35 protein-coding genes and 2 tRNA genes are annotated in these 24,478 nt (G+C 33.3%); 34 read left to right on the plus strand and 3 right to left on the minus strand.

Features of this window, described 5'->3' with window-relative positions; genetic code table 11:
- Nucleotides 1-214 precede the first annotated feature (214 nt).
- Nucleotides 215-2,818, minus strand: a complete 2,604-nt coding sequence (locus tag M1L26_RS01705) for a hypothetical protein (RefSeq protein ID WP_250120302.1) — start codon at nt 2,816-2,818, stop codon at nt 215-217.
- Between the two features lie 426 nt (nt 2,819-3,244).
- On the opposite strand from M1L26_RS01705, the gene fsa reads away from it, so the two are divergent.
- Nucleotides 3,245-3,886: a fructose-6-phosphate aldolase gene (gene fsa, locus M1L26_RS01710; protein WP_211907840.1), complete on the plus strand. Its 642-nt coding sequence runs from the start codon at nt 3,245-3,247 to the stop codon at nt 3,884-3,886.
- Nucleotides 3,887-4,648: 762 nt separating this feature from the next.
- Here the strand turns inward: fsa and M1L26_RS01715 are convergent.
- The gene (locus M1L26_RS01715; protein ID WP_250120303.1) at nt 4,649-5,116 is read right to left on the minus strand and encodes a hypothetical protein; all 468 of its coding nucleotides are present in this window, start codon (nt 5,114-5,116) and stop codon (nt 4,649-4,651) included.
- A 132-nt stretch (nt 5,117-5,248) separates the two neighbouring features.
- Nucleotides 5,249-5,878 carry an SDR family NAD(P)-dependent oxidoreductase gene (locus M1L26_RS01720; RefSeq protein WP_246433137.1) on the minus strand — a complete coding sequence of 210 codons (630 nt, stop codon included), beginning with the start codon at nt 5,876-5,878 and terminating at the stop codon, nt 5,249-5,251.
- 289 nt (nt 5,879-6,167) lie between these two features.
- Between M1L26_RS01720 and carA the strand changes: the two genes are divergently transcribed.
- The 33 genes from carA to atpA all read left to right on the plus strand — a co-directional run bounded on the left by carA (nt 6,168) and on the right by atpA (nt 24,472).
- Nucleotides 6,168-7,256, plus strand: coding sequence for a glutamine-hydrolyzing carbamoyl-phosphate synthase small subunit (gene carA, locus M1L26_RS01725; protein WP_250120304.1), 1,089 nt, complete (start codon nt 6,168-6,170; stop codon nt 7,254-7,256).
- A 109-nt stretch (nt 7,257-7,365) separates the two neighbouring features.
- Nucleotides 7,366-7,447 (plus strand) — tRNA-Tyr (locus M1L26_RS01730).
- Nucleotides 7,448-7,451: 4 nt separating this feature from the next.
- Nucleotides 7,452-7,522 (plus strand) — tRNA-Gly (locus tag M1L26_RS01735).
- A gap of 77 nt (nt 7,523-7,599) precedes the next feature.
- On the plus strand, nt 7,600-8,772 hold the full coding sequence (gene tuf / locus M1L26_RS01740; RefSeq protein ID WP_250120085.1) for an elongation factor Tu: 1,173 nt from the start codon (nt 7,600-7,602) through the stop codon (nt 8,770-8,772).
- Nucleotides 8,773-8,786: 14 nt separating this feature from the next.
- On the plus strand, nt 8,787-9,107 hold the full coding sequence (gene rpsJ, locus M1L26_RS01745; RefSeq protein WP_012482004.1) for a 30S ribosomal protein S10: 321 nt from the start codon (nt 8,787-8,789) through the stop codon (nt 9,105-9,107).
- A 9-nt stretch (nt 9,108-9,116) separates the two neighbouring features.
- A complete protein-coding gene (gene rplC / locus M1L26_RS01750; protein ID WP_012482005.1) occupies nt 9,117-9,839 on the plus strand; it encodes a 50S ribosomal protein L3 in 723 nt (240 codons plus the stop codon).
- Nucleotides 9,840-9,841: 2 nt separating this feature from the next.
- Nucleotides 9,842-10,456, plus strand: coding sequence for a 50S ribosomal protein L4 (gene rplD, locus M1L26_RS01755; RefSeq protein WP_006012216.1), 615 nt, complete (start codon nt 9,842-9,844; stop codon nt 10,454-10,456).
- The gene (locus M1L26_RS01760) at nt 10,453-10,740 is read left to right on the plus strand and encodes a 50S ribosomal protein L23 (protein WP_250120305.1); all 288 of its coding nucleotides are present in this window, start codon (nt 10,453-10,455) and stop codon (nt 10,738-10,740) included. The genes rplD and M1L26_RS01760 overlap by 4 nt, the downstream gene beginning before the upstream one ends.
- Before the next feature lies 1 nt (nt 10,741).
- A complete protein-coding gene (gene rplB, locus M1L26_RS01765) occupies nt 10,742-11,566 on the plus strand; it encodes a 50S ribosomal protein L2 (RefSeq protein ID WP_211907849.1) in 825 nt (274 codons plus the stop codon).
- Nucleotides 11,567-11,569: 3 nt separating this feature from the next.
- Nucleotides 11,570-11,854, plus strand: a complete 285-nt coding sequence (rpsS, locus tag M1L26_RS01770; protein ID WP_211907851.1) for a 30S ribosomal protein S19 — start codon at nt 11,570-11,572, stop codon at nt 11,852-11,854.
- Between the two features lie 9 nt (nt 11,855-11,863).
- A complete protein-coding gene (gene rplV, locus M1L26_RS01775; protein ID WP_211907853.1) occupies nt 11,864-12,214 on the plus strand; it encodes a 50S ribosomal protein L22 in 351 nt (116 codons plus the stop codon).
- Nucleotides 12,215-12,253: 39 nt separating this feature from the next.
- Nucleotides 12,254-12,874: a 30S ribosomal protein S3 gene (rpsC, locus tag M1L26_RS01780; RefSeq protein WP_211907855.1), complete on the plus strand. Its 621-nt coding sequence runs from the start codon at nt 12,254-12,256 to the stop codon at nt 12,872-12,874.
- An 11-nt stretch (nt 12,875-12,885) separates the two neighbouring features.
- Entirely contained in the window at nt 12,886-13,299 is a 414-nt protein-coding gene (gene rplP, locus M1L26_RS01785) for a 50S ribosomal protein L16 (protein ID WP_211907856.1), read from the plus strand.
- A gap of 11 nt (nt 13,300-13,310) precedes the next feature.
- Nucleotides 13,311-13,514 carry a 50S ribosomal protein L29 gene (gene rpmC / locus M1L26_RS01790; RefSeq protein ID WP_211907857.1) on the plus strand — a complete coding sequence of 68 codons (204 nt, stop codon included), beginning with the start codon at nt 13,311-13,313 and terminating at the stop codon, nt 13,512-13,514.
- Nucleotides 13,507-13,737, plus strand: a complete 231-nt coding sequence (gene rpsQ, locus M1L26_RS01795) for a 30S ribosomal protein S17 (RefSeq protein WP_211907858.1) — start codon at nt 13,507-13,509, stop codon at nt 13,735-13,737. The genes rpmC and rpsQ overlap by 8 nt, the downstream gene beginning before the upstream one ends.
- A gap of 18 nt (nt 13,738-13,755) precedes the next feature.
- Nucleotides 13,756-14,115 (plus strand): 50S ribosomal protein L14, encoded by a 360-nt coding sequence (gene rplN / locus M1L26_RS01800; RefSeq protein ID WP_007302542.1) that lies wholly within the window; start codon nt 13,756-13,758, stop codon nt 14,113-14,115.
- A complete protein-coding gene (gene rplX, locus M1L26_RS01805) occupies nt 14,115-14,432 on the plus strand; it encodes a 50S ribosomal protein L24 (RefSeq protein WP_369800742.1) in 318 nt (105 codons plus the stop codon). The genes rplN and rplX overlap by 1 nt, the downstream gene beginning before the upstream one ends.
- 6 nt (nt 14,433-14,438) lie before the next feature.
- On the plus strand, nt 14,439-14,975 hold the full coding sequence (gene rplE, locus M1L26_RS01810) for a 50S ribosomal protein L5 (RefSeq protein ID WP_211907859.1): 537 nt from the start codon (nt 14,439-14,441) through the stop codon (nt 14,973-14,975).
- A 12-nt stretch (nt 14,976-14,987) separates the two neighbouring features.
- Complete coding sequence (rpsN, locus tag M1L26_RS01815; RefSeq protein ID WP_211907860.1) at nt 14,988-15,296, plus strand: 30S ribosomal protein S14; 309 nt, start codon at nt 14,988-14,990, stop codon at nt 15,294-15,296.
- Between the two features lie 22 nt (nt 15,297-15,318).
- Nucleotides 15,319-15,714: a 30S ribosomal protein S8 gene (rpsH, locus tag M1L26_RS01820; protein WP_211907861.1), complete on the plus strand. Its 396-nt coding sequence runs from the start codon at nt 15,319-15,321 to the stop codon at nt 15,712-15,714.
- A gap of 16 nt (nt 15,715-15,730) precedes the next feature.
- Entirely contained in the window at nt 15,731-16,276 is a 546-nt protein-coding gene (rplF, locus tag M1L26_RS01825) for a 50S ribosomal protein L6 (RefSeq protein ID WP_250120306.1), read from the plus strand.
- 5 nt (nt 16,277-16,281) lie between these two features.
- Entirely contained in the window at nt 16,282-16,653 is a 372-nt protein-coding gene (rplR, locus tag M1L26_RS01830) for a 50S ribosomal protein L18 (protein WP_211907864.1), read from the plus strand.
- Between the two features lie 12 nt (nt 16,654-16,665).
- Entirely contained in the window at nt 16,666-17,175 is a 510-nt protein-coding gene (rpsE, locus tag M1L26_RS01835) for a 30S ribosomal protein S5 (protein ID WP_250120307.1), read from the plus strand.
- A 3-nt stretch (nt 17,176-17,178) separates the two neighbouring features.
- The gene (gene rplO, locus M1L26_RS01840) at nt 17,179-17,649 is read left to right on the plus strand and encodes a 50S ribosomal protein L15 (RefSeq protein WP_006012263.1); all 471 of its coding nucleotides are present in this window, start codon (nt 17,179-17,181) and stop codon (nt 17,647-17,649) included.
- A 3-nt stretch (nt 17,650-17,652) separates the two neighbouring features.
- Entirely contained in the window at nt 17,653-18,981 is a 1,329-nt protein-coding gene (gene secY / locus M1L26_RS01845; protein WP_010404717.1) for a preprotein translocase subunit SecY, read from the plus strand.
- Nucleotides 18,978-19,619, plus strand: a complete 642-nt coding sequence (locus M1L26_RS01850; RefSeq protein WP_211907868.1) for an adenylate kinase family protein — start codon at nt 18,978-18,980, stop codon at nt 19,617-19,619. The genes secY and M1L26_RS01850 overlap by 4 nt, the downstream gene beginning before the upstream one ends.
- 59 nt (nt 19,620-19,678) lie before the next feature.
- Nucleotides 19,679-20,047, plus strand: coding sequence for a 30S ribosomal protein S13 (rpsM, locus tag M1L26_RS01855; protein ID WP_006012270.1), 369 nt, complete (start codon nt 19,679-19,681; stop codon nt 20,045-20,047).
- Between the two features lie 24 nt (nt 20,048-20,071).
- The gene (rpsK, locus tag M1L26_RS01860; RefSeq protein ID WP_006012273.1) at nt 20,072-20,458 is read left to right on the plus strand and encodes a 30S ribosomal protein S11; all 387 of its coding nucleotides are present in this window, start codon (nt 20,072-20,074) and stop codon (nt 20,456-20,458) included.
- A 20-nt stretch (nt 20,459-20,478) separates the two neighbouring features.
- Entirely contained in the window at nt 20,479-21,546 is a 1,068-nt protein-coding gene (locus tag M1L26_RS01865) for a DNA-directed RNA polymerase subunit alpha (protein WP_250120308.1), read from the plus strand.
- A 7-nt stretch (nt 21,547-21,553) separates the two neighbouring features.
- Nucleotides 21,554-21,982 carry a 50S ribosomal protein L17 gene (gene rplQ, locus M1L26_RS01870; RefSeq protein ID WP_250120309.1) on the plus strand — a complete coding sequence of 143 codons (429 nt, stop codon included), beginning with the start codon at nt 21,554-21,556 and terminating at the stop codon, nt 21,980-21,982.
- Between the two features lie 11 nt (nt 21,983-21,993).
- Nucleotides 21,994-22,347, plus strand: a complete 354-nt coding sequence (locus M1L26_RS01875; protein WP_211907872.1) for a YraN family protein — start codon at nt 21,994-21,996, stop codon at nt 22,345-22,347.
- 38 nt (nt 22,348-22,385) lie between these two features.
- Nucleotides 22,386-22,934 (plus strand): ATP synthase F1 subunit delta, encoded by a 549-nt coding sequence (atpH, locus tag M1L26_RS01880; protein ID WP_250120310.1) that lies wholly within the window; start codon nt 22,386-22,388, stop codon nt 22,932-22,934.
- On the plus strand, nt 22,931-24,472 hold the full coding sequence (gene atpA / locus M1L26_RS01885) for a F0F1 ATP synthase subunit alpha (RefSeq protein WP_007302558.1): 1,542 nt from the start codon (nt 22,931-22,933) through the stop codon (nt 24,470-24,472). Before atpH ends, atpA begins: the two co-directional genes overlap by 4 nt.
- Nucleotides 24,473-24,478 lie beyond the last annotated feature (6 nt).

Consider the following 24,478-nt stretch of genomic DNA (forward strand, 5'->3'; position numbering starts at 1 on the left):
ACTGTACGAACATTAGAAGGATATCATCCCAGTGCGTGACACTGGGATCTATCTTATTTTCATCATGGATATGATTTTAACATATGTTCCTAGAATCTGTTGTCCATTGCATAATTTGCAAATGTTTTTATGTCCAGATCCCAGTGTTACGCACTGGGATGACAAGAGTTGGGTGACAAGAAGAAGCACTGATTTCATATGCATCTGAACAGTATTAAACACCTCCACGCTGACTTTGGCTACACACCTTTGATGGACTGCTGATTAAGTCTAGAAGTGAATTACAGTGATCGCTATGAAATGCGCTATCAAGGCTTAAAGACCTAGGTTTTTTTTCTGAATCATCAATTTCCTCTGTAAGCTGGTAAAACATTTTTGAATTGTTATCAAAAACTTCCTTTTTATTAACAAGTACTTTATCAATTACTGGACTTAACAGTTCTACTTCGTTATTTAAGTATTGTACTTTATCGTTTAGCTCTTTTTTTTCTCTTATTAATCTTTCAATCTCATCTTCATATTCTTTAAACTTTAATTCCAGTGATGGACGGTACTTATTAACTATTTCTTCTTCTATCTCCTGCCGTAATTGCCCTCTTATTGTCTCGATCTGCTCATCTTTAAGCTCTAGCTCGTTCTTTAACGTTTCAAAATCCCACGTTAGCTGATCTGCCTCTTGTTCATCAGATTCCAAATGTGCGTTATGCTCATTTTCTAAATTTTGTATTTGAGATTTATAACTCGCTATACACTTATCCCTTGCACTTATCATGTGTTCTGCTTCCTCTATCTCTTCCTCTTTTTTTTCAAACTGGTTCAATTTACCTTGTAGTTTCTCTTGTTCTGCATTAGCAGTTTTTAGCTTTTCCTTCAGTTCTTCTACCTTTTCTTCCAGTTCCTTATTTTTTCCATAAATTTCTTGAATTTTCTGCTCTTGCTCCTTATTGAGCTGGATTATTCGCTCATCTGTTTTACTCATTTCTTTCTCAAGTCTTTGTTCCTTTTCTTTACACTCAACTTGTAAATCATTGCACTGTTCCTTCAATTCCTCAATTTTTTGCTTAGCCTCCACGAGTTCTTGTTCTGATTCTACTTGCTTTGCTTTTAACATTTGATTTGCTTCTTTCAGTAATAATAACTCTTCTTTCAAATCTGATATTTGTTGTTCACTGCTTTCTTTTGTACTATTGCTATAGTGTTCTGATTGATCAAGCTTGTCTTCCAAACTATACTTTTCTTCTTTCAGTTGATTTAATTCCTCGTGCAATTTTCTTAACTCACTTATCAACTCTTCTTTTCGTGCATTGGCAACTTCCAGCTTTTTCTTCAGGTCTTTCTTTTCTTCATATGCACCTTCAAGTTCTTGCACTCTTTCTTGCAGCTCTGTTGATATATTTGCTAGTTTTTCATCTTTTTGTGTCAGTTCAGTTTGTAATTTTGCATTTTTTTGCTTTTCTTCTCCAAGTTTATCCTGTAAATCACTATTGTGCTTTTCTAACTCTTCAAGTTCTTGTTCAGCGTTGTCGAACCTATATTGTAAATTGTTCCTCAGTTCATTTAATTCTCTAATTTCTTGTTCAGCTTTTGTAAGCTTTTGATCTAGTTGTTGTGAGTTAACTTCTGTCTGAGTTTCAGTTTCTTGAGAGCCAATTCCTGTTTGAGTTTCAACGTGCTGCACAGCAACCTCTGTCTGAGTTTCAGTGTGCTGTAAATTAACTTCTGTTTGAGTTGCAACTTCTTGTAAACTTTGAATTTCAGCCTGTTGAGAGCCAATTTTCGTTTGAGTTTCAGTGTGCTGTAAACTAATTCCTGTTTGAATTGCAACCTCTTGTAAATCAACTTTTGTCTGAGTTTCAGTCTGTTGAGAGCCAATTTCTGTTTGAGTCTTAACGTGTTGTACAGAGACCTCTGTCTGAGTTTCAGTGTGCTGTGAATTAACTTCTGTTTGAGTTGCAATTGCCTGAGTTGCAACCTGCTGTGTATTAACCTCTGATACATTGTTGCTAGTGAAAGAAAGAATAGGATTGCTTTTAGCATCATTTTCAAGATCTTTCATCTTTTCATCTTTATTGATTACGATATGTTCATTATTTTGCAGATTAATAACAGCTGGAGCATCTTTATTCTTCTCCAATAATGCTTTGACAGCGTCATGTAGAGAGAGACCTTGAATATATAATTCTTCATTTTGTCTTATTAATTCCAAAAACTCCTCAGGTGGCGATTCAAAATCTTTACCATTAAACTGTAGTACTTTAGTTATACCAGAATTACTTACATTCATAACCATAGTACAGGTAAAAGTTTTCCCATCCTTGTCCTGCACAGGCCAAGTGCTTGTCATTTCATAATATGCACCCTCTTTAAATTCATAATGTCTTTCCTTACCTTTTCGGTAAGCGTATATGTCATGCTTTTTATCGCAATAGATATTCAATGTGCTAATATCCCTTTCTTGCTGTAAGATATCACTAATTCTTATTGGCTCACTTCTATTGTAATTAATAAGATTAATGTTTAACACTTTATCAGAATTGTTAGTTTCTACATAAAAAGCTCGAAGGTCTATGTCTTTATCTCTAAAATACTTACTTACAGCTTTTTTTGCCTGATTTGCTAATTCTATAAAGTTTTTTTTAAAGCTCTTGTTGAAAGATAGATCTATATATGCTTGCTTAAAATTTTCATCATTTGTTAAATCCATGAGCAAGTCATAAACCTCCCATTTTTCCTGACAATGTTCTTCTAAAACAGTAATGCTATTTTTTCTTTTCAGCTCTGCTAATATGTTTTTCAATGTCGGGAAATTTGTTGACATAGTATACCCCTTATTACTATTGTTCTGATAATATATTTACTTTAGGAGTGATTAAGCTATCAAAACTCCTTTTATATGAACCTTTTTAGTTGAATTTAATTGCGAGCGTTAAACTCGAACTTAGTCATTTTGTTTATTGTTCCTCACTACCTATTTATGTTACTATACTAATAGTAGCACTAAGTTTTAGGCTATGCAAGAATTTCTATTGAACGTAAAGCTAGTAAACTTCAGAAATTGGTTATGCTAATTTTGTTAATAAAGTGCAACCAATTCATGTTTATTACCAGGAGTATACTGTGTCTCAGTGCAATATTTTCTTTCCTAACGGACTGAAAATTGAGTTGAGTTAAAAATCCGATTTTATTTAATACTTTTCAAAGATGACAATATTTTGTAAAAATAGGTTTTTAATAGGACAATAATATGGAAATTTTTCTTGATAGTGTTGATTTGAATGAAATTAAGGAGCTAAAAGAGTTCATTGATGGCATAACAACTAATCCTTCTTTAATAGCAAAATCTGGACATAAAGATAAGTACGAAGATTTAGTAAGCGAAATATGCTCTATTATAAAAGGGCCTGTTAGTGTTGAAGTTGTTGCAGATAGCCATGAAGATATGGTTAAGGAAGGCCTGAAGTTAGCGAAAATAGCTAGTAATATCGTAGTAAAGTTACCCCTTACACATGAAGGATTAATTTCTTGTAAAAAGTTGTGGACAGAACATAAAATACCTGCTAACATTACATTATGTTTTTCTCCTGGACAAGCACTGTTTGCCGCTAAGGTCGGTGCTTGTTTTATTTCTCCCTTTGTTGGTCGCCTTGATGATATAAGCTATGATGGCTTATCGCTAATAGAAGATATATGCACTATATATTCTAATTATAATTTTAAGACAAAAGTTCTTGTTGCATCAGTAAGAAGTCCAGCACATGTAATAGAAGCTGCACGGCTTGGTGCTCATTCAATTACTGTACCAGCAAAAATACTTAGACAGTTAATTAATCATCCACTTACTGATCAAGGGCTCGCAATATTTGAAAAAGACTGGGGCGTAAAGTAATACATGATATTGCTATAAAATATAATATAAAAAGGACATAGGTACCATCTGTCCCTTAAAGACATGCAGGTTAATGATATGCGTAATTCAGAATTTTAAACATAATGACCCTCCTGTTAATAAAAAAAGATTCAGAAAAATGTATACAGCTACGACCGAAGTATAGCTTAAATATATTTTAACTGAAGATTATAGATTAATTGAATTGAAAAGTCTGCAGACGAAGATAGATTCCGAGCTCTAGAACGCCTTCACTACGTATGGTAACAAAACTATTAGAGTTTGTCAAGTAATTTTTTATCGTAATTTTACGAACGTGCCATGCAAGTAATTATATCTAGTTAAATTTGTAAAGTAATACAGTGTTTTCGATAGTTATAAAAAAGCTGGATTTCAGTACTGGAGTAACATTTTGGAAATTGGGATGAAAAGAGGGAAAGTACTGGTTTGAAATTAAGTTTTCTGGATTCCAGTGCTGAAATGACAAGAGAGGAGTTCCAGGTACAGCTGTTACCTATAGAATGGCAGTACTAGAATGATAACAAACTGAATGACATATTTAATCTCTATACAGATGTACATCACGCACCGATTTCCATTCAAGGTAATGTCATTCCAGCAATGGAATCCATTTAGATTTGCGAGTATAAAAGTAATACAACATTTTTGATGATGGAAGCCATTACTAGAATAACAAGAAAGGAAGTGCTGATTTCAGTGTTTATACGTTAGCCATGCATCTAAAAATTTATAAACAAAAGATTACACTTCACAACTTTGTGATGGAATAAGTTTTTCAATGTTGTTGACGCAAAACTCAGTTGTATCATTAGCTATTTCATCGAATTTATCATTTATATCCTTACCTATTTTTTCATCTTTAATATATTCATACAGAGCTAAAATAGCTATAGTTGAGCATATTGCGATGAAACCAACTTTTGCTGTAATAAGTAATGATATCCCACCTGCAAGTATGGACACTGCTCCAATAGCTAGGTTTATAATTTTATTTTGTGTTGATTGATTCTCTTTATCCTCTAAAACGTTTGATATTGCTTTTGAGGCAATTTTTATTGCTATTGCTGTAGTTGAGATTATAACAAACATCATAGCTATTTTTGCTAAGAGAAAAATTGATGGTAGCATTATTACAAGAAACAGTGAAGCACCTCCTATAAATAACCATTTCTCATTTATTTTTTTAGACTGATCTGTATTATTAGGCATTGTAACCCTCCACTTTCATTAACAGTTTATTCATATAATATGAAACATGCTATAGTCAAGATGTTTTTGTGTGGAGAAGCTTGCGATTGAGTTTTGAAGAGCTTTAGCTTTACAAGATGGTAGATTTGGTGATTATCGTAAGATTCTTGCAGTCATTTTAGTGGGAAGAATTTGTAAAATATGAAAAAATAACCGCCAGAAAATTGGAAACGCTATAACTTTCTTTCCTTTAAATATACTTTTTAAAATATATGCTGCAGCTTTTTCTGGCTCCCATATGAAGGGAAGTGGTTTATTAGACTTAAACATATCTGTTTTTACTGGCCCTGGCATTATGGTGATAAACTTTGTGCTACTGTCAGCATATTGGATTTTTAGTGATTGAAAACAACTTTTTAGTGCTGCTTTGCTGGCACAGTATGCAGAAGCATGTGGTGTTGCATGCATAGCAACAAGAGAAGATATAACCGCAAAAGTTGCCAAGGAATTATGATGAATCCATTCTTCAATCCAGTTGATAACGCCAAAATAATTGGTTTCAAATGTTTTTCTATGAATGTTGGTATGAAACTTATCTTCTATTTCGCCACATCCTGCATTAAGAAAAAAGAGATTTGGTATAATATTTTGCTTTTTTAAAAAATCAGACGAGTTTTTAATATTTTCACTTTTGCTTACATCACATGTTATAGGTAAAAAATTACTACCTAATTCTTCTTTTAATTTTTCCAGTTTTTCAGTGCGCCTTGCAATGCCAACCACAAATCATCCATCTTTAATGAGCAACCGTGCTAGACTTTCTCCAATGACAGATGATGCTCCTGTAATGAGACAAGTTTTTCTATCCATGTGAATTTACATAACGTGAAGTATGAATGTAATGACTATTGCCTATTCACACAAGTTAAGTTTGCTATAATTTTGCTAAATAATAAAAAAAGAAAGCTACTTATAATTTTGAATTTTATATAAAGTTAAAGGGAAATTTAGTATTTGCTTACTTGTAATTTAAAATTCTTATATAATATTTTAAATGAGTTGAGAGAATTAAATGCAGGATGCAGCTTTAGTTTTACAAGATGGCAAGTGCTTTTGGGGAAGATCGGTAGGTAAAAAGGGCAAATGTATAGGTGAAGTTTGTTTTATCACTGGTATGACCGGGTATCAACATACTATAACCGATCCTTCTTTTGCTAATCAAATCATAGCGTTCACTTTTCCTCATATTGGTAATGTTGGAATAAATCATAAAGATAATGAAGGAGAGAAAATTTTTGCAAGTGGTGTGGTTATGCGTGAACTTTCTCCTATGTCTCACTCTTCTTCATATATTAGTTTAAATGATTGGTTGGAGAAAAATAATGTAGTTGGGATATCGGGAATTGATACTAGAGCTTTGACGAGATATTTGAGAAAACATGGATCTCAAAATGGAATGATATGTCCGTCAAGTGAGGCACATATATTAGATGAATTGAAGAAATACAAATCTGTAAATGGAATAGAAATAACTAAGAAAGTCAGTTTAAGTAATAACTTTCAAAGTGCTCTTAATGCAAAATATAGGATTGTAATTGTTGATTTCGGTATAAAAAATAGTATAATCTCACGCTTAGTAGAACTTGATTGTACGGTTGAATTAGTCAAACCAGATACAGGTTTTGCTCACAAAATATTAAGCATGAATCCAGATGGTATAGTGCTTTCAAATGGCCCTGGTGATCCACAAGAGATAGGAGAGAGTGTAATTTCAGAAATAGAAATTATTGTGAAATCTAAAATACCAGTTTTTGGCATATGCCTGGGCCATCAATTACTTGCAGTTACTTTGGGAGCAAAGACTGTCAAGATGGATATTGGTCATCGAGGGAGTAATCATCCAATTTATGATCTAGAGAATAAAAAAGTTGAGATAACTAGCCAAAATCATGGTTTTGTTGTTGATTCAGCTTCTCTTCCAAGTAACGTTGAAGTTACTCATATTTCTCTATTTGATAATAGTGTAGAGGGGATAATGATAAAGGATTACCCAGTCTTTTCTACTCAATACCATCCAGAAGAAGCGCCAGGTACACATGATTCACATTATTTATTTGGGCGTTTTATTGACAATATTTTGTTATATAAAAGTAAAATCTAACTGAAATCAGTTAGATTAGCTTTTATTACTTGATCTTTTGGATTTGGATGTTTAATATTAGAAATAATAAAACTTAAGTTAAGGTAGTGTTCTCTTAACAGATTTTTGTGGAGGAGTGACCGAGTGGTTAAAGGTAACAGACTGTAAATCTGTCCGCATTGCGTACGTAGGTTCGAATCCTACCTCCTCCATTGTGCGGGTATAGCTCAATGGTAGAGCTCTAGCCTTCCAAGCTAGTGACGTGGGTTCGATTCCCACTATCCGCTCTTTTTTTGTTGTATTTATATAAAATCAACATATTATTTATTGATGTATTTGTATTTTAAGTAGAAGAGTTAAGATTATGACAGCGATAGTAGAAGCATTTGGAAAGCCGCATGTAAACGTGGGAACGATAGGACATGTGGATCATGGGAAGACAACGTTAACAGCGGCGATAACAAAGCATTATGGTAATTTTGTAGCATATGATCAAATAGATAAAGCGCCAGAAGAGAGAAAGAGAGGTATAACAATAGCAACAGCGCATGTTGAATATCAAACAGAAAAGAGACACTATGCACACGTTGATTGCCCTGGACATGCTGATTATGTAAAGAATATGATAGTAGGTGCAGCACAGATGGATGCAGCGATATTGGTAGTGTCAGGGGTTGATGGGCCGATGCCACAAACGAGAGAGCATATATTGCTGGCAAAACAGGTGGGTGTTGGATATATCGTGGTATATATAAATAAAGCTGATGTTGCTGATGCTGATATGATAGATTTGGTAGAAATGGAAGTGAGAGAGTTGCTGAGTAAGTATGGATTTTCAGGTGATGAAGTGCCTATGATAGTTGGGTCTGCGTTAAAAGCATTAGAGGATGATAGTAGTGAGTATGGAAAGAAATCAATAGATAAATTGATGGAGAAGTTAGATGAGTATGTGGCAGTACCTCCAAGGCCTATAGATTTGCCGTTTTTGTTGCCAATAGAAGATGTATTTTCAATATCGGGCCGAGGGACGGTAGTAACAGGAAGAATAGAGAAGGGGGAGATAAAGACAGGGGACGAGATAGAGATAATAGGTCTGAAAGGGACGCAAAAGACGATATGTACTGGTGTTGAGATGTTTAAGAAGTTGCTAGATAAGGGAAGTGCAGGACTCAATGTAGGAATACTACTAAGAGGAACAAAGAGAGAAGAAGTGGAGAGAGGGCAAGTATTGGCAAAACCAGGGACAATAACCCCGCATAAGAAATTTAATGCGGAGGTGTATATATTGAAGAAAGAAGAAGGAGGAAGGCATACACCATTTTTTGGAAATTATCAGCCACAGTTTTATTTAAGGACAACGGATGTAACTGGGAGCATAAAATTGCTAGATGGAAAGGAGATGGTAATGCCAGGGGACAATGTAAGTATAGAAGTGGAGTTGCAAGTACCAATAGCAATGGATAAAGGATTGCGTTTTGCGATAAGAGAAGGTGGTAGAACTGTTGGTTCTGGGGTTGTTTCGGAAATTTTAGAATGAGTATAATAACTAAGATGAAGCAAGATATATATATTAGAATCAAAGCTTTCGATTGTTCTTTGTTGGAAAAGTGTATTCGCGAGTTTATTGATCAATTAAAGCAGTTTAATGCAGATTTATCTGGTCCGATTGCGTTGCCAAGAAAAGATTCTAAATTTACTGTTAATAGGTCTCCTCATGTTGATAAAAAATCTCGTGAGCAATTTGAAATGAGAATTTCTAAGCGGTTAATTATTGTACATAATCCTACTTCTACTATGATGAAGATGCTTGCAGATTTATCTTTTTCTGCTGGTGTAGAAGTGGATTTAAAGGTTAAGGAAGTTAATATTTAGGAAAAGGAAATGAAGAGAATAAATTCGCTTAGGAGAATTGGTTTGTTAATGACGAATGTTGGCCATACTGCTATGTATTTTGATAATAGTCGCATGGCTGTAACCTTATTGCATCTCAGCGAAACTTATATTATCGATATAAAAGGACAAGATAAATGTGGCTACAATTCAGTCATTTTAGGCACAGGAGATTTAAAAAAAATAGCAAAACCTCAGTTGGAATATTTAAAGAAAAAGGGTATAAATAGTAAATGTAAATTATACGAAAGTAGATTAACTGATCTATTCGGAATAGAATGTGGTAAAAAGGTGGGGGTTAATCATTTTGTAGTTGGTCAATATCTTGACATTACGGGTTATTCTTTAGGCAAAGGGTTTGCTGGTGTGATGAAGCGGCATAACTTCAGTGGGCTTAGGGCATCTCATGGCGTTTCTATTGCTCATAGATCACAAGGTTCTACTGGTCAATGTCAAGATCCTGGTAGAGTATTCAAGGGGAAGAAAATGGCTGGTCATTTAGGTAATAGCAGAGTAACTGTACAGAATATGAAAATATTATCCATTGATTATGAAAATAGCATAATTGCTGTAAAGGGTAATAATGTTCCTGGGTTTAAAAACTCTTATGTTTTTGTGAGAGATGCAGTTAAAAAGCCTTTACATAAAGATGTTCCTTTTCCAGTAGGTCTGCTGTTGAATATGAGTGATGATGCTAATAATTTGGTGAGTTAGTTATGGAATGTGAATTAGTTGATCTATCTAATAATAATGTAGGTAGTGTTGAGCTTAATCCCTTGATATTTTCTGCCAAGCAAAAATTGAGTATTTTGCATGATATAGTGAGATGGCAATTAGCAAAGAGAAGAGTTGGTGCTCATAAAACAAAGGGTATCAGTGATGTTTCTGGTACAACAGCTAAGCCTTATGGTCAAAAACGTACCGGTAGGGCGAGACAGGGGAGCTTGCGATCTCCTCAATTTAGAGGTGGTGGAATTATTTTTGGTCCTGTTGTGAGGAGTCATGCTTATTCTCTTAATAAAAAAGTACGTAAATTTGGTTTAAAAATTGCTTTATCTCTAAAATATTTAAATAATCAAGTTATTGTTCTTGATAGTTTAAATGTTGATGTGAAGAAAACATCTAAAATGTGTGAATATATTAAAAATTTTAAATTTTCTTCTTTTTTAATAGTTGGTGATTATGGAGATGATTTGTTACGTGCTGCTAAAAATTTGCATTATGTAGATTTAATCAAACCCATTGGGTTAAATGTTTTTGATATATTGAATCATGAATGCGTGATGTTAACAAAAGACACTTTAAAGCATCTTGAAGGTAGATTGTTATGATTAAATATAATAATATAATAAAATCTCCTGTAATCACAGAAAAGTCTTCTCTTTTAAGAGAGAAGTTTAATAAATACTCTTTGTATGTTTTTGTAAATGTAAATAAGCGTCAAATAAAATCGGCAATAGAGTCTTTATTTAATGTCAGAACTTCTTCTATAAATGTTATTAGAGTTAAACCTAAATGTAGACGTTTCAGGGGTGTGATTGGTTGTAAAAAACAGAGAAAAAAGGTTTATTTTTCTTTGATAGATGGTCAAAAATTAGATATAATGAGCGTTTAATATGGGTATGAAATTTTTTAATCCTGTTACTCCGTCTTCTCGTGGGACTATATTAATAAGTAAAATTGGTTTATCAAAAGATAAGCCGGAGAAGTCTCTTGTATTTGGTAAGAAATCCAGTGGTGGAAGAAATAATCATGGTAGAATTACAACTCGTCACAGGGGTGGTGGTCACAAGAAGAAGTATAGAGTTATAGATTTTAAACGTAATAGAAGTGATCAGGGTGTAGTTGAGAAAATAGAGTATGATCCAAATAGAAGTGGGTTTTTAGCATTAGTATCATATAAGGAAGATGATACTAAATCTTATATATTAGCTCCTCAAGGTATGAAGCCTGGTGATGTTGTGACAGCTGGAGATGATGCTGATATTTTGCCAGGGAATTGTTTACTACTCAAGCATATACCTGTTGGTTCTTTCGTTCATAATGTTGAGCTGAAGCCAGGTAATGGTGCTGCGATTGCTAGAGCTGCTGGTTGTTATGCACAAATCGTTGGTCGTGATGGTCAATATGTTTTATTACGACTCAGGTCTGGTCAAATTAGGTTGATTTTATCTTCTTGCAAGGCTACTATTGGTGTAGTATCTAACCCTGACCATAAGAATAGAAAGTTGGGTAAAGCTGGGAGAAGTAGGTGGCTTGGGATTAGACCTACTGTACGTGGAGTTGCAATGAATCCGGTTGACCATCCTCATGGAGGTGGAGAGGGAAAAACTTCTGGCGGTCGTCATCCTGTTACTCCTTGGGGTGTTGCAACAAAAGGAAGGAAAACTAGGAAAAAAAATAAATCTAGTGATAAGTATATAAAAAAATTGAAAGGTTAATTTATGAGTAGATCTGTATGGAAACCACCTTTTTTACACCCATCTGTACTAAGATTAGTTCAGAGAGCTTTAAAAGAGGGTTCTATTAATAAGGTGATAAAAATTCATTCCAGGGCTTCTGTAATTCTTCCTAATTGTTTGGGTTTAAAGTTTGCTGTTTATAATGGTAAAGATTACATTCCTGTTAGTATTGATAATCAGAATATGATAGGTCATAAATTTGGTGAATTTTCACCTACTCGTAAATTTACTGGGCACGGTGGTGATAAAAAGGCAACAAGAAGATAGGTAATTTATATGAAAAATAGGGATATAATAGTTGAGGCTGGTTCTAGGATTTTAAGATCGACTCCTCGCAAATTGAATTTGGTTGCTGATTTAGTACGTAATAAAAAAGTTTCTTTTGCTAATGTACAATTAAGATTTTGTGAAAAAAAAGCTGCTGGTTTTATAATGAAAGTGTTGAATTCTGCAATTTCTAATGCTCAAAATAATTATGGATTGAACATTGATAATTTATATATAAAGGAAATTTTAATAGGTAAGTCCCTTACTTTGCGTAGAGTATATCCAAAAGCTATGGGTAGGGCTAATAGAATGAGTAAATTTTATAGTAATATAACTATAAAATTGAAAGAAATTGTATGATTTATAGAAATGGAAAGTTAATAAGGAAAGTGTAAAAATATGGGACAGAAGGTTAATCCTAAAGTATTTAGATTACAAGTAAATAGTAATACCTGGGATTCTGTTTGGTGTGCTACAGACGATTATAAACAGAGATTGCATCACGATCTATTTATTCGCAGTTATATAAATGAATCCTTTAAGCATGCTGGTATTTCTAAAGTAATTGTAGAGCGTACAGTTAATTTAGTGTCTGTAATAATACATTCTTCTAAGCCTGGAGTTATAATAGGTAAGAAAGGTTTAGATGTTGAGAAGATAAAGCAAAAAATAGCTAAAAAAGTAAAAAGTAGTGTCGAAGTGAATGTAGTAGGAGTTAAAAAGTCTGAAATAGATGCAGTTTTAATATCAAGGAGTATTACACATCAGCTAGAAAAAAGGATTTCATGTAGAAGAGCGATGAAAAAAGCTATTCAAAATTGTTTGAAGATGGGTGCTGAGGGTATTAAAGTAAGTTGCTCTGGGCGTCTTGGTGGAGCTGAAATAGCTCGTACTGAATGGTACAAAGAAGGTCGTTTGCCTTTACACACTTTGCGTGCTAATATAGATTATGCTTTTTGTGAAGCGAAGACTATATGTGGTATTATAGGAGTTAAAGTTTGGGTTTATGTTGGTAGTTAAGGTATATTGAAATGTTTGTTCCCAAAAAGAGTAAATATAAAAAGTCATTTAAGGGGAGAATCAAGGGTAATGCTAAGGGTGGTAGCACGCTGTCTTTTGGAGATTATGGATTAAAAGCTATGGAAGTAGGTAAGGTTCAGTCTAAGCATATTGAAACTGCAAGGCGCGTAATATCTAGAACGTTAAAACGCTCTGGTAAATTGTGGATAAGAATTTTTCCTGATACCCCGGTTAGTAAAAAGCCAGCAGATGTACGTATGGGTAAAGGGAAAGGTAGTGTTGAATTTTGGGTATTTAAAGCTAAGCCCGGTAGGGTTTTGTTTGAAATTAGTAGTGATGTTCCCATGCATTTAGCAAGATTGGCGCTTGAAAAAGCGACTGCTAAGCTTCCTATGAAGTGTAAATTTATATCTAATCATAATTGAATGGAGTTGCAATGGATATAGTTAAATTTGAATCAGAATCTTCACAAGGATTACATGAACTCCTTGTGAATTTGAGGAAAGAATTTGTTAATTTGGCTTTTCAAAAAAAGCTGGGCCAGTGCAACAATTTTTCACGTTTTAGCTTAATAAAAAAGAGCATAGCTCGTAGTCTAACTGTATTGAATAGAAGAAAGAGAGAGGGAAAAAATGCCTAAGAAGGTTTTTTGTGGTGTCGTAACTAATGCTGAGTCTGATAAGACTGTAAAGGTTTCGGTGTTACAAGTGTATAAGGATAGGTTGTATAAAAAAGTTATTAAAAAATATAAGAAGTATACAGCACATGATGAGGGTAATAGTTGCAAAAAGGGAGATAGGGTTTTAATACAGGAACATAAGCCTATTTCTGTTACTAAAAAATGGGTTGTTATCAATAGCTAAAAAGGAATAGGTATTTATATGATTCAAAAAAATACATTGTTAGAAGTAGCTGATAATTCTGGTGCGCGTGCAGTGCTTTGTATTGGCTTGTTAGGTGGTAGGAAATCTGCATCTGTAGGTGATACGATTATTATATCTACTAAGTCTATTAACCCAAAAGGTAAAGTTGAAAAAGGAAAAGTATATAAAGCAGTTGTTGTTAGAGTAAAAAATAGTGTTAAGAAATCTGATGGTTCTGTAATTCGTTTTTCTAGCAATGCTGTGGTTTTAATTAATGATCAAGGTGAACCACTTGGCACTCGGGTGTTTGGTCCAGTAAAAAAGTTATTATCTGGTTCTTTTATGAAAATAATGTCATTAGCTGATGAGGTTTTATAATGAGTGCTAAAATAAAAAGTGGTGATGATATTATAGTTTTAACTGGTAAAGATAAGAGAAAAATTGGTAAGGTAATCAAAGTTATAATACGTGATGCTAAAAAGAAAGTAGTTGTTTCTGGCGTAAATGTGTGTAAGAGACATACTAAATCAAGAGCTGGTAGTGGTGGTGGTATATTGAATAAAGAGTTAGCTATTGATGTATCCAATGTTGCAATATTGGATCCTAAGTGTAAAACTCCAACTAAAGTAGGATTTAAGATTATAGATGGTAGAAAAGTGCGTTTTGCAAAAGTTTCTGGAGAAGTGATAGATTAGGTTGATATGTTTAAACAATTGTATAAAGATAATATAGTAAAATCCTTAAAGGATAAGTTTAATTACGGCAATGTAATGCAAGTGCCTAAACTTGTCAAGGTGTGTATCAATATGGGAGTTGGAGATGCTGCTACGGACAATAAAGCGATAAATGAGCCATTTGATAATCTACATTTGATTGCTGGGCAAAAGCCTGTGTTAACCTTTGCAAAAAAATCTATTTCTGGTTTCAAAATTAGAAAAGGTGCAACGGTAGGTTGTAAAGTGACTTTGCGTAGAAATAAAATGTATGAATTCTTAGAAAGATTAATATATATTGCTTTGCCAAGGGAAAAAGATTTTAGAGGGTTTAGTGTGAAGCAATTTGATGGTCATGGTAATTTTTCCTTTGGTATCAAGGAGCATATATCATTTTTAGAAATAGACTATGATAAAATAAGTAAAATTAGAGGTATGGATATTAATATTATAACAAGTGCAGTTAGTGATAAGGAAGCAAAGGAATTATTACTGGCTCTTAAATTCCCTTTTTTTGATAATTGAGAGAAAATATATATGGCAAAAAAATCCATGATACAGAAGAATCTTCGTAGAATAAAGTTATGCGATCAGTATAGGGAGAGAAGGGAAGAATTAAAATCTATAATGAATAATAAGGATTTATCTATTGCAAAAAGGTTTGCAGCTCAAAATAAGCTGATTAAAAAATTGCCTAGAGATTCTTCTAAAATCAGAATTAGGAATAGATGCGCTTTAACTGGTAGGCCGAGAGGAGTATATAGAAAATTTGGTTTATGTAGGATTGTTTTACGTGATTTGTGTTCTTTTGGACAAGTTCCAGGGGTTACAAAATCTAGTTGGTAAATGTGATATAAGGAGTGTAATAGTGTCGTTATCTGATGGTATTGGTGATTTTTTAACAAGAATACGTAATGCTCAATTGGCAATGCATAGGGAAACAAGAGTCCTATTCTCTAAAGTGAATTCTTCTATATTGAAGATCTTAAAAGAGGAAGGGTATATTCTTAATTATGAAAAGCAAGAGAGTGATAGTGTCCCTTCGCTTGTTGTACAGTTAAAGTATTATGATAAATCACCTGTGATTAATGATATAGCTAGGGTATCAAAGCCCGGTTGTCGTTATTATTCTAAGTGTAAGGACATTTCTAAAGCATATAATGGTCTTGGAATTTTTATTATATCTACGCCGAAAGGAGTGATGACCGATTATAATGCACGTAGATTAAAAGTTGGTGGAGAAGTTTTGTGTCGTGTATTTTAAATGATAGGAGAAATGTATGTCTCGTATAGGTGCCGCACCTATCAATATTCCTGCTGATCTTTCAGTTGAATATAATAATGGTAGGGTATTAATAAGAAGTGTTAGGGTAGAAAAAGAGCTGAGCTTGTGTAGTGGCATTCTGTGTCAGATAGTTGATAATCAATTGTTACTTTCTGTTGATCAAGGCAGGGATGATTATAATAAAATAAAATCTATATGGGGCACTTATAGAAGTAATATTAATAACATGATTAACGGTATGGTTAATGGTTTTTCTGTTGATCTTGAGATTAATGGTGTAGGGTATAAAGCAGAATGTGATGATAAGTATTTGACTTTATATCTTGGTTATAGTCATAATATTAAGTATAAAGTGCCTAAAGACGTTGAGATTAAGTGTATAAAGCCAACTCATTTAGTGATTCGTGGTATGGATAAGCAAAAAGTCTATATGGTGGCTTCTGATATATGCAAAATTAGAAAATATGATCCTTATAAAGGTAAGGGTATTGTAATAAAAGGCAAATTTATGCTGCGTAAGGTTGTAAATAAAAAGAAGTAATTAAAATGAAAAGATTGTATAATTTTTTAAGTAGCTATGAAAAAAGGAAACTTCGTAATAGAGCGAAGCTCGATAAGAGGGCTGGGCGTTTACGTATATCCATATTTAAGTCTAATAAACATTTTTACGTTCAGTTGATTAACGATGCAAAAGGAACAACCCTAGCTTCTGCTTCTACTTTGGATGATAAAATTAGGAATGTATGTAAAGGTAGGGTCAATGCTGAAACTATAAAACAGGTTTCTTCTTTATTGATTGAGCGTCTGCCTAGTACAAAATTGCAGCAGCGGTTCGTCTTTGATCGGGGGGCATATAAGTATACAGGATTGATTTCTCAATTTGCTGAAGCTTTAAGAAGCTCTGGATTTGAATTTTAGAAGGTTTGAAGTATGGCTGTAAAGAATTTACAAAATAATGATTTATCAGAACTTTTGGTTTCAGTCCGAAGGGTAACAACGGTTACTAAAGGTGGTAGAAGATTTTCATTTTCAACTTTGGTTGTTGTTGGTGATGGTAAGGGTAGGGTAGGATGTGGAATAGGTAAACACGCAGAGGTTGCTGAAGCAAGAGTGAAAGCTGTAAATGCTGCAAAGAAGTCGATGATTAGGGTGTACTTACGTGAAGGTAGAACTTTACATCATGATATTAAAGCTAAATTTTGTTCTGGTGAGATAGTTTTAAGAGCTGCAAGAACTGGAACAGGTATTATTGCTGGTGGAGCAATGAGGTCGGTTTTTGAGGTATTAGGTATAAAGGATGTGGTAGCTAAGTCTACTAGATCAAATGATCCCCATAATATTATATGTGCAGTATTTAAGGCTTTTGATGTTATGTTATCTCCTCGCCAAGTGGCAGGTAAGAGGGGTAAAAAGATTAGTGAGATAGTTGGAAATAGGTAAAGTATGAATGATGCTGTAAAATTAAATTCTGTGTTTACCAAATTATCTAAGAAAAAGAAGCCTAAATTATTAGGTAGAGGTATTGGTTGTGGTAAAGGTAAAACATCCGGTAGGGGGCATAAGGGGCAAAAAGCGAGAAGTGGCGTTTCTATAAATGGTTTTGAAGGTGGACAGCAGTCTATATATACTCGTTTACCTAAAAGAGGTTTTAAGCCTATACGCAAAAACTTATACTCTATATTTAATGTTGGTGATGTACAGTGCTTAATGGAAGCTAAAAAAATAGTCAAGGATTCTATCATAGATAAGGAGCTACTGCATAAACTAGGTTTTATCAGATCTGTTAAAAGTAAAATCAAACTTCTTAATAAGGGTAAATTAAGCGAAAAATTTGTGTTTCATGTTGATTTTGCATCAGAAGCTGCAAAAAGATCTGTAGCTTCAGTTGGTGGTAGTGTAGAAATACTATCGTAAATCATGAGCAGTAAATTTGCATTTAATAGTTTGGATTCTACGTTGTTATATAAAAGTGATTTACTAAAGCGTATATTTTTTACGCTAATGGCTTTAGTTTGTTATCGTTTAGGCACTTATGTTCCTATTCCTGGAGTTAATCTTGATATAATCAATGATATATTTCCAAAAGAGAGTTCTGGTGTTTTTGGAGTATTTAATTTATTTTCTGGTGGCGCTTTAGCTAGAATGACGATCTTGGCGTTAAACGTTATGCCATACATAGTTGCATCCATAGTTATGCAATTATTATCTTCTGCCGTTAAAGGAATCAATGAAATTAAAAATGAAGGAGAGTTAGGACGTCGAAAGATGAACTCTTATATACGCTATATGACTATAGTGTTTTGTATCTTTCAATCAATTACGATCTTAATAGGGTTAGAAAGAATGAATAGGGAAGGGGTATTAGTTGTAGTTGAACCTGGTATTATGTTTCGTACTATAGGTGTCTTTAGCCTTTTAGGTGGAACTATATTTTTAATATGGCTTGGTGAGCGGATCAGTGTGAGCGGTATAGGCAATGGTATCTCATTAATCATTTTTACTGGCATAACATCTGAATTACATAATGCTTTATCATCTCTGCTAACATTAAATAAAAATGGTAGTATGTCGTTTTTCATTACCCTTTTTGTTATAGCATTGTTTTTTTTACTGCTCCTTTTAGTCATTTTTACAGAATCTTCTTATAGAAAGGTAATTGTTCAATATCCCAAAAAACAGTTTAAAAAATTACATAATGATGATTTTACTTACATTCCATTGAAGATCAATTTATCTGGTGTAATACCAACTATTTTTGCTAACGCAATTTTATTAACGCCTATTTCAATTGCAAATTTCTATAAAGGTCATGCCATTGCTGATTTTATTTTAAACTACTTTATGGCAAATAAAGTGATGTACATTATAACTTACTTAATACTCATAGTACTTTTTAATTTTTTCTATACCAATTTTATATTTAATCCAGAGGAAAATGCTGATTTTCTTAGGAAAAATGGTGGTTTTATTCCTGGTAGAGGGCCTGGAAAACATACTTCTGATTATCTTCAAGATATAGTTTTTAAATTAACATTTATTGGGTCTGCGTATTTGGTGGTAATATGTACTATACCTGAAATTATGAGGTATCATTATGATATACCATTTATTTTTGGTGGGACGAGCTTGCTGATTATAGTTAACGTTATTACTGATACTATTATGCAAGTACAATCTTATGTTTTTTCAAATAGGTACGATAGTTGGATAAAGAAATATGAGTCTAAAACAAGGAGACTAAAGTGATTATTACAATTTTTGGTCCTCCTGGCTCTGGTAAGGGTACTCAGTCCAGTTTGTTAATAGCAAAGTATAATTTTAAATTAGTTTCAGTAGGAGATTTATTAAGGAATATTATATCTAGTGGGAGTAAATTAGGTAAAGGAATAAAGGATACTGTTGAATCTGGTAATTTAATTCAAGATGAAGTTATATGTAAATTATTGTGTGACCAGCTTGCATTAATAGATGGTGATTTTTTGTTAGATGGTTTTCCAAGAAATTTAAATCAAGCTCATTTTTTAACTCAAGTTTTGCAAAAAAGATGCAATAGGGATGTTGATCTTGTAATTGAGTTGCAGCTTGACGATAATATTGCAATTGATAGATTAAAAGATCGTCTTACTTGTTTGGATTGTAAAAGTATATATAGTATATCTTCTTTTAAAAATACTACTTGTGCTAAATGTAAAAGTACGAGATTGGAGAAGAGAATTGATGATGCTAATATGCTTGCAATTAATAAGAGGATAAGAGAATATCATTTTCAGATGAAGGGTTTGCGCGAGTATTATAAGGGCAAGTTGTTAACAATTAACGCTAATTTGAGTGTTGATAGAGTAATGCAAGAGATTGAAAGTAAAATTTCTTGTAATTTGATTTGACTATAAGTTGTTTTATGGTATAAATTAAGAGTTATTATTAATAAAGTATCGAGGTATCAGTGGCACGTATTGCAGGCATAAATGTTCCAGTGAAGAAGTGTATTCCTTTTGCATTAACTTATATACATGGTATAGGTATTACTACTGCGAATATAATTTGTCGTAGCTGTAAAATTGATGAGCGTAAGCGTGTTTCAGAATTACAAGATGAAGATATAGAGAAAATTAGTAGTTTTATTAGGCAAAAATATGTCATAGAGGGTGAGCTAAGAAAAAAAGTGGCTATGGATATAAAATCTTTAATGGAAATCGGTTGCTATAGAGGATTAAGGCATAGAAAAGGTTTGCCTGTGAGGGGACAAAGAACCCATACTAATGCTAAAACTCGTAAAGGCAGATCTAAATTGCCTATTGCTGGGAAAAAATAAAATTTGTTATTATCGTGAGTTTTTATGAAAAAAGTTAAAACGGTTGGTAAGAATACAAAAAGGTTTATTACTGGTATTGTCCATATTCGTGCAACTTTTAATAATACTTTTGTAAATGTGACTGATGTTTGTGGTAATACGCTTTACCAAACTTCTGTTGGTGCATGTGGTTTTTCTGGTTCGAGAAAATCCACACCTTATGCTGCAGGTAAGGTTGCCGATTCTGCTGCGAAGAAAGTAATAGAGAGATTTGGTATGAAGGTTGTTTCTGTAATAATTCGTGGTCCTGGTTTTGGTGCAGAAGCTGCAGTTAAAGCACTTCGGAATTGTGGATTGACTGTCACTTCAATTGCAGATAAAACGGCGATACCTCATAATGGTTGTAGATTAAGGAAAAAAAGAAGAGTATAGGATATTTGGAAGGTTTTTGTATGTATTATAGTGATAGTGTTTCTTTCTGTGGAAATTTAGATAGATTAACTAAGCCTAATGCGATTAAGGTAATATCAGGTGATTCAAGTAAAGAAGGTGATATAGTTCTAGAACCTTTGGAAAGTGGTTTTGCTTTAACGTTGGGTCATGCATTAAGGCGTGTAATGTTGTCTTCTCTTCGCGGTAGTGCTGTTTATGGAATAAAAATTGAAGGCGTGAATCATGAATTTACTTCGATCCAAGGAGTTAGGGAAGACATAACTGATATAGCATTAAATATGGGCATGTTGAGATGTAAGCTAAATAACACGTCTAATAAGTGCTTAAATTTGAGCGCTAAAGGGCCTTGTCAAGTATTAGCTGGAATGATAGAAACTGATGACCAATGCTCTATTGTTAATAAAGATTTGGTGATATGTACACTAGGTCAAGATGTGGAGCTTAACATTACTATATATGTTGCTAGTGGAAAAGGTTATCTTTCTGTAAATAAATATAAAGAAAATGAATTTTTAAAGTCTATGAATGAACAAGATTTAATTGGTTTTATTCCAGTTAATGCTTTATATAGTCCTGTTGAGAGGGTTTCGTATAGAGTAGAGAATAGTCGTGTTGGTCAAGTTACTGATAAAGATAAGCTGATATTGTCAATTGAAACTGATGGTACAATCTCTCCAAGTCAAGCTGTTGACTATGCTGCAAGAATATTACAGGAGCAATTTCAGCCTTTTATTAGTTCTGATATGAGTTATAAAAAATCGCAAGTTTCTTTGTCTGGTGGTGCTAAAGATTTGGGCTATGATCCTGTTCTATTGCGTAAAGTAGATGAAATGGAATTATCTGTTAGATCTCATAACTGTCTGAAAAATGAAAATATCACTTATATAGGTGATCTTGTGCAAAAGACGGAAGTTGAAATGTTAAGAACTGCTAATTTTGGCCGAAAGTCTTTGAATGAAATCAAGGCAATTTTAAATAATTCAGGTTTGTCTTTGGGTATGAATATACCAAATTGGCCGCCTAAGGATATAGAGGAACTGGCTAAACAACATACTGATGAGGATTAGGTAGTATATGAAACATGGAATAAAGAAAAATAAACTGTCTTGTTGTACCGAGCATAGGTTATCAATGTTAAAGAATCTATCTATCTCGTTAATTAATCATGAGCAGATTGTAACTACTTTACCAAAGGCTAAAGCACTTCGTCCATATGTGGAAAAGTTTATTACAATTGCTAAGAATAACGATTCTTTACATGGTAGAAGGCTTTTGCTTTCACGTCTTCATAATAGTAAGTTAGTAGTTGATAAATTATTAAGCGTTCTAGCTAATCGTTATCAAGACCGTAAAGGTGGATATTCTAGAATAATAAAATTTGGTACTCGAAAGGGTGATTGCGCTCCAATGGCAGTGATAGAGCTAGTTGATAGAGATATTTCAGCAAAAGGTGAGATTTATAGTAAAAATAAAAAAGGAAGCAAAGTAGTTACACAAAGCTAATTATTCTTTTTATGGTAAGTAGGTTACGCTATTTTGTAGGTTACTTTGGAGAATTGTTAGTTTCGATATATTTAAAGCTGAAATTCTATAATGTTATAAAACGTCGCTTCCGTTGTAAGTTGGGTGAAATTGACTTAATTGTATCTAAAAAAAAGGAGCTGATTTTTATAGAAGTTAAAACAAGTTTATTTGGAAAAGAATTACCGATATCTCATTTTCAGTGTCAGTCTATTATAAATTCTTCTAAATATTTCTTAAGTAAAAATCTTGATTTTTTAGATTATTCAGTCAGATATGATTTATGTTTTCTTTCCTTAAGGAGAAGACCTATTTATATAAAAAATGCTTGGATTGAGGAATGGTAGCTTAAATAACTTAGATTTACTAGAATAGGTAATTTAATATGAAAAACAATAATTTAGTTTCATCTTATGCTAGAGCACTGTTTCATGTCTCAGGAAGCAGATTAGGTATTATAAGAAAAGAAGTAGAATTTTTGTTAGCTTTTTTTAAAGATCAAGATGTTTTTGTGTATCTATCTCATCCTATGGTTTCTCTTTTGCACAAAAAAGAAGCGATACTTTCTATAAATGAGAACTTGAGTGAAAACTTAGTCAAATTTATTATGGTTACACTTGCAAACAAGCGCTCCCGTTTATTAATCCTTATATTAGAAAAATTCTTAAATCTTGTAAGGGAAAGTGAAAACGAATTGGAAATTACTATAAAATCAGCAGAGGTTTTAAAGAAACCTGATATAAAAATAATTACTGAATCTTTGAACTTTCTTGGTAAAATAATAAAAGTCAGTAATGTGGTTGATCCTTCTATACTAGGTGGCTTCGTAGTTAGGTATGGTTTTAACTTGATTGATGCTTCGCTTAAGAGTTATTTGGATAGATTGGTTGATTTGAGTAAAATGGAAATGTTGAAAATAAGGAATTATATATGAAGAATAGCATAAATGCCTCTGAAGTAGTAAACATAATAAAAGAGAAGGTTGAGACATTTGATAATCCTATAAAACGAGAAAATATAGGTGAAGTAATTTCAGTAACGGATGGTATCACATTGGTCTATGGGCTGGAAAAAGCAAAGTTTGGTGAAAAGGTATCTTTTGCAAGCGGTGTAGAAGGAATAGTTCTTGATTTAGATCATGATACAGCTGGAATAGTTGTGCTTGGCAATGACCGTGATGTAAAAGAAGGGGACGTTGTAAAATGTAGTGGTGATGTTGTACAGGTGCCTGTAGGTCATGAATTATTAGGGAGAGTTGTAAATGCATTAGGCGATCCTATAGACGATGGCGGAGAAATTAGAGCCAAGAACAAAATGTATATAGAATCTAAAGCGCCAGGTATTATTGACCGTAAATCTGTGCATGAACCTCTGCAGACAGGAATTAAAATTATAGATTTGTTGATTCCTATAGGTAGAGGGCAACGTGAATTAATTATTGGCGATAGACAAATTGGTAAAACCACTATTGCGATTGATACTATTATCAATCAGAAGAAGATTAATGATGAGGTAAACGAAAATCAAAAAATTTACTGTGTTTATGTTGCTATTGGACAAAAAATTTCGACGGTAGCAAAAGTGGTGAATAAGCTAAAAGAAAGTGGAGCATTAGAGTATACAACCGTAGTTGTGGCTAGCGCATCTGACTGCGCGCCTATGCAATTTTTAGCACCTTATACCGGTTGCACTATTGGAGAATTTTTCCGTGATAATGGAATGCATTGCTTGGTGGTATATGATGATTTATCTAAGCATGCTGTGGCATATAGGCAGATGTCCTTATTGCTCAGACGTCCTCCTGGTCGTGAAGCTTATCCTGGAGATATATTCTATGTACACTCTCGCTTGCTTGAAAGAGCTGCCAAAATGTCTGATGAAAAAGGACAGGGATCTTTGACTGCTTTGCCGATTATTGAGACTCAGGCTGGTGATGTATCTGCATATGTTCCAACTAATGTGATTTCAATTACCGATGGACAAATTTTTCTTGAGTCTGAATTGTTTCACAAAGGATTTCGCCCTGCAGTGAATATAGGTTTATCGGTTTCTCGGGTTGGCTCTGCTGCACAATTGAAATCTGTGAAAAAAGTTGCTGGTTCTATAAAGCTGAGTTTGGCCCAATATAGAGAACTGGAAGACTTTGCTAAATTTGGTTCTGATCTTGATGCTACTGTTCAATTGTCCTTAAACAAAGGTAAATACCTTATTGAATTATTAAAGCAAAAACAGTATTCACCTATGCAAATAGAAGAGCAAGTATTGCTTATGTATATCTTTTCTAATCTGTATGGTCAATTAAATAAGGTACAGGTGAGCAACATCAATAGGTTCGAGTGTGATCTTATCAATTATTTTCAAACTGTTCACCCTGGAGTTTTAAAAAAGTTGTCGGGTGACATGAATGATGATATAAAAGATGATATTCTTGGTATTGTGAGTGATTTTGTCACTCAATTTAATTGCGTTTAGGTGGTG

Origin of the sequence: Wolbachia endosymbiont of Ostrinia scapulalis (assembly GCF_023559145.1) — a bacterium.
Lineage (GTDB): Bacteria > Pseudomonadota > Alphaproteobacteria > Rickettsiales > Anaplasmataceae > Wolbachia.